Source organism: Methylobacterium aquaticum, from assembly GCF_001043915.1.
GTDB lineage: Bacteria > Pseudomonadota > Alphaproteobacteria > Rhizobiales > Beijerinckiaceae > Methylobacterium > Methylobacterium aquaticum.
Map to the genome: position 1 here is coordinate 1 of NZ_LABX01000282.1, position 11,344 is coordinate 11,344.

At 71.8% G+C, this 11,344-nt stretch carries 14 protein-coding genes and 2 pseudogenes; 7 read left to right on the plus strand and 9 right to left on the minus strand.

The genetic code is table 11. From position 1 onward, the window contains the following. Both VP06_RS29270 and VP06_RS29275 read right to left on the minus strand, forming a co-directional pair. Window positions 1-1,062 (minus strand): AAA family ATPase (locus tag VP06_RS29270; protein ID WP_048467337.1); only part of this gene is annotated, 1,062 nt, incomplete at its 3' end. 9 nt (window positions 1,063-1,071) lie between these two features. After that, on the minus strand, window positions 1,072-1,431 hold the full coding sequence (locus VP06_RS29275) for a hypothetical protein (RefSeq protein WP_245291363.1): 360 nt from the start codon (window positions 1,429-1,431) through the stop codon (window positions 1,072-1,074). 185 nt (window positions 1,432-1,616) lie between these two features. Between VP06_RS29275 and VP06_RS29280 the strand changes: the two genes are divergently transcribed. From VP06_RS29280 to VP06_RS29295, 4 genes are all read left to right on the plus strand, one after another. Beyond that, a complete protein-coding gene (locus VP06_RS29280) occupies window positions 1,617-2,027 on the plus strand; it encodes a hypothetical protein (protein ID WP_048467339.1) in 411 nt (136 codons plus the stop codon). Between the two features lie 67 nt (window positions 2,028-2,094). Further along, window positions 2,095-2,397 carry an acylphosphatase gene (locus VP06_RS29285; protein WP_048467340.1) on the plus strand — a complete coding sequence of 101 codons (303 nt, stop codon included), beginning with the start codon at window positions 2,095-2,097 and terminating at the stop codon, window positions 2,395-2,397. A gap of 11 nt (window positions 2,398-2,408) precedes the next feature. Further along, window positions 2,409-3,116, plus strand: coding sequence for a DUF599 domain-containing protein (locus VP06_RS29290; RefSeq protein ID WP_048467341.1), 708 nt, complete (start codon window positions 2,409-2,411; stop codon window positions 3,114-3,116). After that, complete coding sequence (locus tag VP06_RS29295; RefSeq protein WP_197093316.1) at window positions 3,106-3,405, plus strand: DUF3253 domain-containing protein; 300 nt, start codon at window positions 3,106-3,108, stop codon at window positions 3,403-3,405. Before VP06_RS29290 ends, VP06_RS29295 begins: the two co-directional genes overlap by 11 nt. Here the strand turns inward: VP06_RS29295 and VP06_RS29300 are convergent. The 5 genes from VP06_RS29300 to epmA all read right to left on the minus strand — a co-directional run bounded on the left by VP06_RS29300 (window position 3,375) and on the right by epmA (window position 7,876). Continuing rightward, complete coding sequence (locus VP06_RS29300; protein ID WP_048467342.1) at window positions 3,375-4,163, minus strand: YdcF family protein; 789 nt, start codon at window positions 4,161-4,163, stop codon at window positions 3,375-3,377. The two genes, VP06_RS29295 and VP06_RS29300, sit on opposite strands and share 31 nt — an antisense overlap. Window positions 4,164-4,201: 38 nt before the next feature. Beyond that, a complete protein-coding gene (locus VP06_RS29305) occupies window positions 4,202-4,909 on the minus strand; it encodes a ribonuclease activity regulator RraA (protein ID WP_048467343.1) in 708 nt (235 codons plus the stop codon). A 209-nt stretch (window positions 4,910-5,118) separates the two neighbouring features. Beyond that, window positions 5,119-5,736: a glutathione S-transferase family protein gene (locus VP06_RS29310; RefSeq protein WP_048467344.1), complete on the minus strand. Its 618-nt coding sequence runs from the start codon at window positions 5,734-5,736 to the stop codon at window positions 5,119-5,121. Then, window positions 5,712-6,785 (minus strand): lysine-2,3-aminomutase-like protein, encoded by a 1,074-nt coding sequence (locus VP06_RS29315; protein WP_048467345.1) that lies wholly within the window; start codon window positions 6,783-6,785, stop codon window positions 5,712-5,714. Before VP06_RS29315 ends, VP06_RS29310 begins: the two co-directional genes overlap by 25 nt. After that, window positions 6,782-7,876, minus strand: a complete 1,095-nt coding sequence (epmA, locus tag VP06_RS29320) for an EF-P lysine aminoacylase EpmA (protein WP_048467346.1) — start codon at window positions 7,874-7,876, stop codon at window positions 6,782-6,784. The genes VP06_RS29315 and epmA overlap by 4 nt, the downstream gene beginning before the upstream one ends. A 152-nt stretch (window positions 7,877-8,028) precedes the next feature. On the opposite strand from epmA, the gene efp reads away from it, so the two are divergent. Beyond that, the gene (gene efp, locus VP06_RS29325) at window positions 8,029-8,598 is read left to right on the plus strand and encodes an elongation factor P (RefSeq protein ID WP_048467347.1); all 570 of its coding nucleotides are present in this window, start codon (window positions 8,029-8,031) and stop codon (window positions 8,596-8,598) included. Window positions 8,599-8,615: 17 nt separating this feature from the next. On the opposite strand, the gene VP06_RS29330 is transcribed toward efp, so the two are convergent. Beyond that, the gene (locus VP06_RS29330) at window positions 8,616-9,599 is read right to left on the minus strand and encodes an acetyltransferase domain-containing protein (protein WP_048467348.1); all 984 of its coding nucleotides are present in this window, start codon (window positions 9,597-9,599) and stop codon (window positions 8,616-8,618) included. 296 nt (window positions 9,600-9,895) lie between these two features. Between VP06_RS29330 and VP06_RS29335 the strand changes: the two genes are divergently transcribed. Next, window positions 9,896-10,537, plus strand: a complete 642-nt coding sequence (locus VP06_RS29335) for a cold-shock protein (RefSeq protein WP_048467349.1) — start codon at window positions 9,896-9,898, stop codon at window positions 10,535-10,537. A gap of 112 nt (window positions 10,538-10,649) precedes the next feature. Further along, window positions 10,650-11,150 (plus strand): annotated as a pseudogene (locus VP06_RS29340) (DUF192 domain-containing protein); the annotation flags it as partial. Window positions 11,151-11,225: 75 nt separating this feature from the next. Here VP06_RS29340 and VP06_RS39095 read toward each other — a convergent pair. Continuing rightward, window positions 11,226-11,339: pseudogene (locus tag VP06_RS39095) on the minus strand (DUF192 domain-containing protein); the annotation flags it as partial. Window positions 11,340-11,344: the final 5 nt, after the last annotated feature.

Here is an 11,344-nt window from a genome sequence, read left to right on the forward strand (position 1 = left end):
CTCGACCCGGGTGATGCCGAACAGCCGCTCGACCCAGGGCGGCACGTCGCGGCCGCCGGTCTCGAAGGTGGTTCCGTTCTCCTGGACCAGCGCCCCGTCCGCCTCGTGCAGCGACCAGAGATTGACGGGCGTGCGCTTCGGCTGGCGGACATAGCGGAGCACGCGGCCGAAGGCGACGCCGATCTCGACCCGTGCCGCACTGGCGCCGGCCCGCACCAGGCTGTCGCGCACCTCGCCATAGAACATCGCCCGCAGGGCCCGGATCACCGTCGACTTGCCGTGGTTGTTCGGCCCGACCAGAGCGTTGACCCCCGGCGAGAGCGGCAGGGTGGCGTCGGCGAAGCCCTGGACGTCGATCAGCCGGATGAAGCGGAAGCCCGGCATGCCGGGCGTCCATTGCGCCGCGCAGAAGGCTGCCGGCCCCTCGATCGCCACCCCGGTCCCGGGCCGCCCGGCGATGCGGCTGACGGTGAGGCCGGCCTCGAACCCCGCCACGTCGTGGTGGGAGATCGCCAGGCACTGCACCCCGAGCCGGGCGGCGCCATCGTCGAGCACCCGGTAGAAGGCCGGCACGCGATCGGGCGCGATCCAGCAATCGGCCTCGTCGAGGGCGAGGAAGCGGCCGAGACCGGCCTTGACCACCGCGATCAGGCGAAGCGCCATGCCGACCACGTTGGTCATCGCCCCGCCATTGTCCTCCAGCACGTCCTCCCGGCCGCCATCCGGGCGCTCGACCCCGATATCGAGGGCCGGCAGGCCGCGCTCGGTGGTGAGGTCGAGGCGCACCGGCTTCTCGCCGGGCAGAACCTCTTGGACCAGGGCGGTGAGCAGGGTCTCGAAGGTTGCGACGCTGCGCCGGTTGGCGTCCTGCTGCAACTCGCGCAGGTAGGTCTCGACAGCGTCGCGCTGGGCGAGCCGGCCCTTGGCGGCGGCGACCGCCTTCGTGCGCTCGGCCAGGGCGTTCCGGTCACCGTCGCGGGCCGCCTCCAGGCGGGCGAGCCGGCGGTCGGCGCGGGCCAGGGCATCCTGGATCTCGGCAACGTTCGCAGAGACGTGGCTCACGGGCACGTCTCAGCGGCCCGTGTCGAGGGCGTCGAGGCGATCCTGGACCGCGCGCAGGGCCTGCGCGAATGCCTCGACCCGGCGGGCATTCTCGGCTCGCGCCTCCTCGATCATCCGCCGGATCTCGGTCTCGTCGTCGGTGCCCAGCTCCTCGCGGGCCTGGGCCCGGGCGGCGGCCAGCTCGGCGGTCAGGCGCTCGACGTCGCTCTCGGCCCGGATCCGGTCGGCCCGCAGGCGCTCATAGGCCGGTTGCAGCGCCTCGAGGCGGCGCAGCGCCTCGGCCTCGGGACTGGTCTCGGCTCCTCTCTGCTCCTGTATCCTGGGCTCCTGTCCCTTGCGGTTGCGCTCCATCGGGCTCCTCGCGTTCATCGGGGTGAGGTGGCATCCGGGGCGGGCCTTGGCAACCGTGTCCGCCGTCGCGACAAGGCCATCGAACGTCGTTGCGAAACCTGTTGACGACCTGTGCAAATCAGCCCAGTGTTCCGGAAATGTTCCACACGACGAGCCGGCCCGGGAGGCGGCGCGGCGTCGCGCCGGAACCTTGGGAGACCCGCATGGTGACCACCCGCCTGGACGACGACGCGGCCAAGGCTGCCCCGCTGTTCGAGAACCGGGACTGGCGCCTCCACGCGGACGGCCTGGAGCACCGGGACACCGGCTACTTCATCGACCGCGACACCCTGAACGCGAGGCGGCCGGACGGCCACTGGGAATGGCCGCTCCATCTCTCGGAGAAGAGCTGGTGCGGCGTGCGCAGCTTCCGCGAGGCGTTCATCGCCGCGCTCGACGCCTTCGGCATCGTGCCCGACCGCAAGCTCACCCTCTCCTTCGCACTGGGCTTCGGCACCCGGGTCGGCGGCGCCGCGCCGGACGCCTTCGTGCCGCTGGCCGACCTCGTGCGCCCCCGCGCCCCCGCGCCGCGCGCCGCCTTCGCGGTCCGGCCGCTGGTGGCGGCGCGCGCCTGACGGCCCTCCCGTCACGGGGCGAAATGCTTTAGAGCCCGCACCAGCGACATCGGTGGGGGAACGATCGTTGAGCGGGCACCGCAGCGTGGAGATCGTCGTCCGGGGCCGGGTCCAGGGCGTCGGCTACCGGGCCTGGACCAAGGGCGTGGCAGAGGCCCGCGGCCTGTCCGGCACCGTGCGCAACCGGCAGGACGGCAGCGTCGAGGCCCGGCTCGCCGGACCGGAGGACGCCGTCGCCACGATGATCGAGGCCTGCCGCCGGGGGCCTCCCGGGGCGCGGGTGCAGGATCTCGCGGTCCACGATCTCCCGTCGCCCGAAGCGCCGCAGCCTCCCGGCCGGGGCGGGGTGCAGATCCTGCCGACCGCCTGACGGGGCCCGGCATGCAACCGGATCTGGGCCTCGGCAGCTTCTCGCTCCTCGACCTCACGGCCCTCGGCTGCTTCCTTGCGGCGTGGTGGGGCTATTCCTACGCCGTCGAGCACCTGGCGGGCGGCAAGCGCAGCCTCAACGGCATGATGAACCACTACCGCCACGCCTGGGCCGACCAGCAGATCGTGCGCGAGAACCGGGTGGTCGACACCACCATCAATGCCTCGTTGCAGAACGGGACCGCCTTCTTCGCCTCGACGGCGCTGATCGCCTTGGGCAGCGCGCTCACCCTGTCGCGCTCCGCCGACGATGCCCTGACGCTGTTCTCCACCCTGCCCTTCGGCGCGCCGATGACCCGGGCGGTTTGGGAGATCAAGGTGGCGGGCCTCGCCCTGATCTTCGTCTACGCCTTCTTCAAGTTCGCCTGGGCCTACCGGCTGTTCAACTACGGCGCCATCCTGATCGGCGCGGTGCCGCCGCGGGGCGGCGACCCGGTCCGGATCGAGCGGGCGGCGCGGCGGGCCGCCGCCATGAACGTGGTGGCGGGCGGCCATTTCAACCGCGGGCAGCGTGCGTTCTTCTTCGCGCTGGCCTATCTCGGGTGGTTCGTCAGCGCTTACGTGCTGTTCGCCACGACCGCGATGGTGCTCACCGTGATGTGGCAGCGCCAGTTCGCCTCCGATGCCCGCCGGGCCCTCCAGGATTACGATGATCCCTGACGATTACGAGATCGAACTCACCCTGATGCGCCTCGTTGCCGATCGCGGCGCCGACAAGACCGTCTGCCCCTCCGAGGTCGCCCGGGCGCTGGGGGGCCCTCACCCCGACGGCTGGGGCCCCCTGATGCAGCCGGTCCGCCGCCAGGCGGTGCGCCTGATGAAGGCCGGCCGCATCGCCATCCTGCGCAAGGGCAAGGTGGTGGAGGATCCGGACGACTTTCGCGGCATCTACCGGCTGTCGTTGCCACGATCGTCGGATCACGGCCCCGGAAACAGCGATTCGGTGTAGCCCGAGGCCCGGTAGGCGACGAGGCCGAGCCATTCGCGCACCGCGACGTCCAGCTCGAACAGGCCGTCTCCCGCCGTCGCGTGGAGCGCGACGGCACCCGGGCCGGTGCGGTAATCGACCGGATAGGCCGTCACCGTGAAGCCGGCCCGCCGGAAGCAGCCCATGGCCCGCGGCATGTGCCAGGCCGAGGTGACGAGGAGCCAGCGCTCGCCCGGCTTCGGCTTGACCAATGCGGCGCTGAAGGCGGCGTTCTCGTGGGTGTTGCGGGACCGTTCGTCATAGGTGATCCGCTCCGGCGGGACACCGAGGGTCGCGGCGTGGCGGCGCAGGATCGCGGATTCGGACACCGCCCCGTCGCCGGTGAGCCGGCCCGAGCCGCCGGCGAAGACCAGAGTCGCCGCGGGATAGAGCCGCGCGAGGTCGCCGAGCGCGATCATGCGCTCGCCGGCATCGTTGACGACGAGCTGGCCGCGGGCGGCCGACAGCCCGGTCTCGACCGCGCCGCCGAGCACCACGATCCCGGTGACCGGCGCGCCGTCGTCGCGAAATACCGGAAAGCGGTTCTCGAGCGGGCCGAACACCAGGGAGGCCAGCGGCGAGACGCCGCCGGCGAGGAGGACGAGGCCGGCAGCGGCGCTGAGCCCGACGCCGAGGCGCCGCCAGCGAAGGCCGAGCCCTGCCCCGGCGAGAACCAGGAGCAGGAGCAGGTTCGACGGTGCCGTGACGAACCACAGCACCTTCGAGAGCACGAAGAACACCGGGATCGTCCCGGCCAGCCGATATCAGACCGTGTTCGTCACGGGGCCTTGCCGGTCTCGGCCTCGTAGCGGGCGCGGGTCTCGGCGTTCGGCGGGTAGAGGCCCGGGAGCGGCAGGCCCTTGTCGACCTCGCGCATGATCCAGAGTTCGAGGCGCTCCTGCTCGACGGCGGCGAGCGCGACCTCCTCGGCGAGGGCCGCGGGAATCAGCACCGCGCCGTCGCCATCCGCCACCACGATGTCGTCGGGATAGACCGCGACGCCGCCGCAGCCGACCGGCTCGCCCCAGCCGACGAAGGTCAGGCCCGCGACCGAGGCCGGGGCCGCGACCCCGGCGCACCAGACCGGCAGGCCGGTGCCGTCGACACCCTCGCCGTCGCGCACGACGCCATCGGTGATCAGCGCCGCGACGCCGCGCTTCTTCATCCGGGCGCACAGGATGTCGCCGAAGATGCCGGCATCCTGCACCCCCATCGCGTCGACCACCGCGATGCAGCCCTCGGGCATCGCCTCGATCGCCGCGCGGGTCGAGGTCGGGCTCGACCAGGATTCCGGCGTCGCCAGATCCTCGCGGGCCGGCACGAAGCGGAGCGTGAAGGCCGGGCCGACCACCCGCTGCCCGGCGGCGAAGCGCGGCATCGGTCCGCGCATCCAGCAGCGGCGGATGCCCTTCTTCAGGAGCACCGTGGTGAGGGTGGCGGTAGTGACGGCTTGCAGCGCGTCGAGGAGCGTCTTGTCGAGCGGCATCGGGCCTTCGGGGGCGTGGGGACAGGAACGGGTCGAGACCTAAGCAGACTTGCGTTGGCAGGCCAACGCTTCGTCCGCTTAGGGTCTTGTTCGATCGCAGATTTTTGCCGCCGAAGCGGCGACTGCTTCGGCGAAATGTGCTTAGCCGATCCGCGGCGGCGCGGCCACGCCGCAGGTGCATGGCCCGATCCACCGCTCGGCGTCCCGGCTCAGCTCAAGCCGGGCAAAGCCACGTCGGCGGCCGGCCGGGCGCGGAGTCGCTCGTACCAGGCCCGCAGGGCCGGCCGCTCGGTGCGCGGCACGTCGAGATGCAGCCAGCGATGGGCCGCGGCGCCCACCACGATGTCGGCGGCGGTGAAGCGGTCGCCGACCAGGAAGGGACGCCCCATCAGGTGTGCGTCGAGGATCGCCGCGCAGTCCTCCGAGGCCGCGACCGAGCGGTCGATCACCGCCTGGTCGCGGTTCTCCGGCGGGGTCCGCACGGTCTGCCAGAACGCATCCCGGGTCGCCGGGGTGAAGCGCGTCGCCTGCCAGTCGAGCCACTGGTCGACGAGCGCCGCCGCCCGGGGATGCTCCGGCCACAGGCCGCCGAGATCGTGGCCGCGGGCAAGGTAGCGCAGGATCGCGTTCGATTCCCAGAGGACGAAGCCGTCCTCCTCCATGACCGGCACGAGGCTGTTGGGATTGAGGGCGACGTAGTCCGGATCCCGCACCCGCCCGAAGGCGCCGCCGGCCTCGATGCGCTCGTAAGGAAGCCCCAGCTCTTCGAGTCCCCACACCGCCTTCTGCACGTTGACGGAACTCAGCCGTCCCCAGAGCCTGCGCATGGCGTGTCCTCCTCAGGTGTCGGCGGGTAGGCGTGGCGATTGCCCGTCGGGTCGGTGACGGTCCAGCCCGTGGGTCCTCCCGCCAGGTAGCCCGGCCCGACCGGCACCTTGCCGTATCCGCCCGGGATGTCGAGCACGTAGGTCGGCTGCGCCAGCCCGGAGACACGGCCCCGCAAGGCGCGCATCAGGTCCCGGCCGTGATCGAGGCTGGTGCGCAGGTGGCCGGTGCCCGGGGCGAGGTCGCCGTGATGCAGGTAATAGGGCTTGATCCGGTTCTCGACGAAGGCCCGCATCAGGGCCGCCAGCGTGTCGGGATCGTCGTTGATTCCGGCGAGCAGCACCGACTGGCTCACCATCGGGATCCCGGCATCGACGAGCCGGGCGATGGCCGCGCGGGCCCTGTCGGAGAATTCCCGCGGGTGGTTGGCGTGCAGCGCCACGAAGACCGCGCCGCCGAAACGGTGCAGCGCCGCGATCAGCGCCGCATCGACCCGGGCCGGATCGACCACCGGCACGCGGCTATGCAGGCGCAGGACCCGGACATGCGGGATGTCGCGCAAAGCGGCGGCGATGCGGCCGAGGCGCCGGGGCGAGAGCACCAGCGGATCGCCCCCGGTCACCACCACCTCCCAGATCTCAGGATGGCCGGCGATGTAGGCGAGCGCCGCCTCCAGCTCCGTCTCGGTGAGGCTGCCCTGCCCGTCCGGCCCCACCACCTCGCGGCGGAAACAGAAGCGGCAATAGACCGGGCAGACATGGAGAGGCTTCAGGAGCACCCGGTCGGGATAGCGGTGGACGATGCCCGGGACGGGGGCATGGGCCTCGTCGCCGATCGGGTCGGCGCGCTCCTCCGGAGCCGTGACCAGTTCCTCGGCCCGCGGCACGAATTGCCGGCCGATGCCGTCATCCGCGTCGGCGATCAGCTCGGCCACCTCCGGGGTGATCGACACGGCGTAGCGCGCCGCCACCCGTTCGAGGGCCGGCAGCCGCTCCGCCGGCACCAGTCCGCGCGCCGCGAGATCGCCGGTATCGCGGATCGATCCGCTCACCGGGGCGACCCGGCGCGGGGAAACTCTGCGCTGGGAAACTCGGCCACGGGCGTCCAGATCACGTCCTCGATCCGGCGGGCGCCGGTCGCCAGCATGACGAGCCGGTCGAAGCCCAGCGCGATGCCGCTCGCCTCCGGCATCTGCGCAAGCGCCCGCAAAAAATCCTCGTCGAGGGGGTAGCGCTCGCCGTAGACGCGCTCCTTCTCGTCCATCTCGGCGGCGAAGCGCCGGCGCTGCTCGGCCGGATCGGTCAATTCGCCGAAGGCGTTGGCCAGCTCGACGCCGCAAGCATACAGCTCGAACCGCTCCGCCACCCGCGGATCGGCGGGGCTCGGCCGGGCGAGCGCCGCTTCGGGAATCGGGTACTCGCACAGGATCGTCGCCCGGCCGCGGCCCAGGGCCGGCTCGACCCGCTCGACCATCACCCGGCTGAACAGGTCGGCCCAGGTGTCGTCCGGCGCGGTGCGGATGCCGGCCTCGCCGAGGGCCGCGGCGAGGCCGGCCCGGTCGGTGCTTGCATCCGGCGCCACCGTCGCCAGGAGGTCGATGCCGGCCTGGCGCCGGAACGCCTCCGCGACGGTGAGCCGCTCCGGCTCCGCGAACGGGTCGGCCTCGATCCCGCGCCACAGGAAGGTCCTGGTGCCGGCCGTCTCGGCCGCGAGGCGCAGGAGATCGGCGCAGTCCCGCATCAGGCTGTCATAGCTCTCCCCCGCCCGGTACCATTCGAGCATGGTGAATTCCGGGTGGTGCAGCGCCCCGCGCTCGCGGTTGCGGTAGACCGGGCCGAGGCTGAACAGCCGGGGCTCGCCAGCGGCCAGCAGCTTCTTGCAGGCGAATTCCGGCGAGGTGTGGAGGTAGAGCGGATGCTCCGCCCCGTCCGGGCCGATCGCCGTGGTGGCAAAGGCCGAGAGATGCGCCTCGTTGCCGGGCGAGACCTGGAGGATGGCGGCCTCGACCTCCACGAAGTCGCGGGCCGCGAACCAGGCCCGCAAGGACGCGGCGATGCGGTTGCGGGCCATCAGCCGCGGCCGGCGGTCGGCATGGACGTGGGGGGCCCACCAGGGCGAAGCGGAGGGCGGGGCGGAGGTCATGCAACGATCATCGAGAGGGTGGGCGACTGGCGGTCGCGTCTGAGATGCGATAGGGCGGGCCGAAGGCATCCTCTGCCGGCGCGGCGCGCGACGCCCGCGGCTTGGCGGACGCCGCCGCTTTCTGTCAACGCTTCCAGTCCAGGATTCGCCCCGTGCCGAAGGTCATCGCCAGCTCTCTCCGCAAAGGCAACGTCGTCGACAAGGACGGCCGGCTCTATGTGATCCTCTCCGCCGAGAACATCCATCCCGGCAAGGGCACCCCGGTCACCCAGCTCGACATGCGCCGCATCACCGACGGCGTGAAGGTCTCGGAGCGCTACCGCACCACCGAGCAGGTCGAGCGCGCCTATGTCGAGGACCGGGAGCATACCTTCCTGTACAGCGACGGCGAGGGGTTCCACTTCATGAACCCGGAATCCTACGAGCAGATCGCCGTGCCGCAGGACGTGATCGGCGATCAGGCCGCCTATCTCCAGGAGGGCATGGCGGTGATGCTCTCGACCCATAACGGCGTCCCGCTGGCGCTCGAGCTGCCGCAGCGCATCACCCTCGAGGTGACCGACACCGAGCCGGTCACCAAGGGCCAGACCGCCTCCTCGTCCTACAAGCCCGCCACGCTCTCGAACGGCGTCCGCACCCTGGTGCCGCCGCATATCGGCACCGGCACCCGCATCGTCGTCATGACGGCCGACGGCTCCTACGTCGAGCGCGCCAAGGATTGATGGGGATCGGGCGGAGGTCAGCCTCCGCCCGCATCTCGGAAGCAGGCCCGCGACACCGTGATCGCCCGGGCCTGCTCCTCGTTGGTGAAATCACCCCCGGCCCGCCACAGGCCCTCGCCGCGCAGGCGCACCAGCACGCAGCGCGCCGCCACCCGGCAGGCCGCCTCAGTGCCGCCGGCCTCGGCGCAGTTCGCCCGGTACTCGCGCAGGAATGCCGCCTCGCCGGCCCGCGGATGCGGCCCGGTCACCGCCGCGACCCCGGAGAGCAGGCCGAGCAGCACGGGCTGGTGCACGAGATAGACCGCGAGGCTGTGCCGCCCGGCGAAGGTGGCGATCCGCCCGATCCGGTTGCGCGGCGCCCATGGTCCGAGCCGCGAGGCCGCAAGACGCGGCAGGCCGATCCGGCCGAGCCCCACCCCTGCGAGCACGAAGCCGAACCAGGGGACGAGCGGCACGTAGTCGTTCGTCACCGGCACCCTGGCGCCGAGCCCGAGGAAGAGCAGGCCCGGCGCGTCGAGGATCGCCGGCGCACCCGCGAGGCCGGCGAGCACCGGCCCGGCGAAGACCAGGGCGGCGGAAAGCCCGACCAGCGGCAGCGGCGCCGCGAGCGCCGGCAGCGCCAGCACGCTCGACAGGGCGATGCAGTGCAGGATGCCGAAGAAGATCCACGACTCCGGAAACAGCCACGCGGTGGCGAGCGAGATCGCCGCCGCCGCCAGGGCGATGCGCCCAAGGCGCATCAGGTAGGGGCGCCACCATCCGGCGCGCCGGCCCCGGGCCAGAACGAGGCTCACCCCGACCAGCACCAGGAAGCTGCCGGCGATGCCGTGCGCCGCCGCCCGCCCGGCCGGCGACAGGGCCACGTTCTCAGGGCTGAGCCGCAGGAAGCCGAGATCCCAGGTCAGGTGATACAGCGCCATCGCCAGGAGCGCGACGCCGCGGGCGAGGTCGACGACGGCAAGGCGCCGGACCGGCGCGGCGGGAGGAAGCGGGATCTGAATCGCGGCGTCTCCGAACGGGCTGTGCGGGCGCCGTCATAGCCGAGCCTGGCATCCTTGCCTGCCCCTGCGGCGAAAACGCGCAGGGTGAGACGCATAACCGTTATCGCCGCCGCAATCACGGCGCGCCTCGTCCGACGCTTGCCTCTCCGGATTGCAGATTGCACGCCGCCCGGGCGAATCCGGCGAGGACATCACCCGTCCGGCGTCTCAACTCGGCCGATTTGGGCTTCCCCGGAGTCATGACTTTGTTAATCTGCCGGTGAAGCGCGCGACGCGATTCGAGTGGGTTGCTTACGATGTCGGACGAGTTCGGTTCAGGCCACGCCTGGGAACGGCCCACGGGTGCGTTCGGGGACGGTGCGCGCGATACCCGGTCCGGGCTCGACGCAGCAGCGGTGGAACGCCCGACCGAACTCGTGGAGGTCAGCGGCCGCATCAAGTGGTTCGACGTCGCGAAGGGCTTCGGCTTCATCGTGCCGGATAGCGGTGCGCCGGACGTGCTGCTCCACGTCACCTGCCTGCGCCGCGACGGTCACCAGAGCGCCAGCGAGGGCGCCCGGATCGTGGTCGAGGCGGTGCAGCGCCAGCGCGGCTGGCAGGCGTTCCGGGTGGTCTCCCTCGACCAGTCGACGGCGACCCACCCGGCCGAGCTGCCGATGCCGCGCACCCACGTCACCGTGGTGCCGACCAGCGGACTCGAGACCGCGGTGGTGAAGTGGTTCAACCGCCTGCGCGGCTTCGGCTTCCTGAGCCGCGGCGACGGCACGCCGGACATCTTCGTCCACATGGAGACCCTGCGCCGCTACGGCATCGCCGAGCTGAAGCCTGGCGAGCACGTCATGGTGCGCTACGGCGACGGCTCGAAGGGCCTGATGGCCGCCGAGGTGCGTCTCCTGTCAGAGACCGGGGCGGGAGCGGGACCGCCCTCCTCCCACTGAGCCGGTCCCACTGAGCCGGCGACAGGCTGTTCGGCGCGGCATTGTCGATTCGCCTGTGTTTCCGTCGGCGGAGCCCCATCCCTTTCGCCGCAGAATGCGCTAGCTCAGCCCCATGTCGTCTCGCTTCGCACGGCCCCTTGCGGCCTCGGCCCTTGTCCCCTCGGCCCTTGCCGCCTCATCGCGCCGGCTTCTCGCCGCGCTCGTCCTGCTGCTCCTGCCGTCGGCCGTTCTCGCCGACGGCCCGTTCGAACCCCTGACCATCGCGTCCCGCAACGGCCGCCACACCTTTCAGGTCGAGGTGATGCGCGACGATGCCGGGCGGGCGCAGGGACTGATGTTCCGCCGCTCCATGGCGCCGGACCGCGGCATGCTGTTCGACTTCGAACGCACCGAGCCGGTCGCGATGTGGATGAAGAACACCTACCTGCCGCTCGACATGCTGTTCATCCGCGCTGACGGCACCGTGGCGCGGATCGCCACGGATACCGAGCCGCTCTCGACTCGCACCATTCACTCCGGCGAGCCGGTGCTCGGCGTGCTCGAACTCAATGCCGGCACCGCCGCGCGGCTCGGGCTGCATCCGGGTGACAAGGTCGAGCATCCGCTGTTCCGCGTCGCCGGAGTGAATGGTGCGAGTCGAGAGCGGCTCGGTATCCGTGGCGTTCCGCGCCACGGTGCCGTCAGCGCGGATGAACAGCATGTCGAGCGGCAGGTAGGTGTTCTTCATCCACATCGCGACCGGCTCGGTGCGTTCGGAGTCGAACAGCATGCCGCGGTCCGGCGGCATGGAGCGGCGGGACATCAGGC

Excerpts from the sequence above, each read along its gene's own strand:
- VP06_RS29275 (WP_245291363.1), bottom strand. The coding sequence starts at position 1,431 with ATGAACGCGAGGAGCCCGATGGAGCGCAACCGCAAGGGACAGGAGCCC.
- VP06_RS29280 (WP_048467339.1), top strand. The coding sequence starts at position 1,617 with ATGGTGACCACCCGCCTGGACGACGACGCGGCCAAGGCTGCCCCGCTG.
- VP06_RS29290 (WP_048467341.1), top strand. The coding sequence starts at position 2,409 with ATGCAACCGGATCTGGGCCTCGGCAGCTTCTCGCTCCTCGACCTCACG.
- VP06_RS29295 (WP_197093316.1), top strand. The coding sequence starts at position 3,106 with ATGATCCCTGACGATTACGAGATCGAACTCACCCTGATGCGCCTCGTT.
- VP06_RS29305 (WP_048467343.1), bottom strand. The coding sequence starts at position 4,909 with ATGCCGCTCGACAAGACGCTCCTCGACGCGCTGCAAGCCGTCACTACC.
- VP06_RS29310 (WP_048467344.1), bottom strand. The coding sequence starts at position 5,736 with ATGCGCAGGCTCTGGGGACGGCTGAGTTCCGTCAACGTGCAGAAGGCG.
- epmA (WP_048467346.1), bottom strand. The coding sequence starts at position 7,876 with ATGACCTCCGCCCCGCCCTCCGCTTCGCCCTGGTGGGCCCCCCACGTC.
- VP06_RS29335 (WP_048467349.1), top strand. The coding sequence starts at position 9,896 with ATGTCGGACGAGTTCGGTTCAGGCCACGCCTGGGAACGGCCCACGGGT.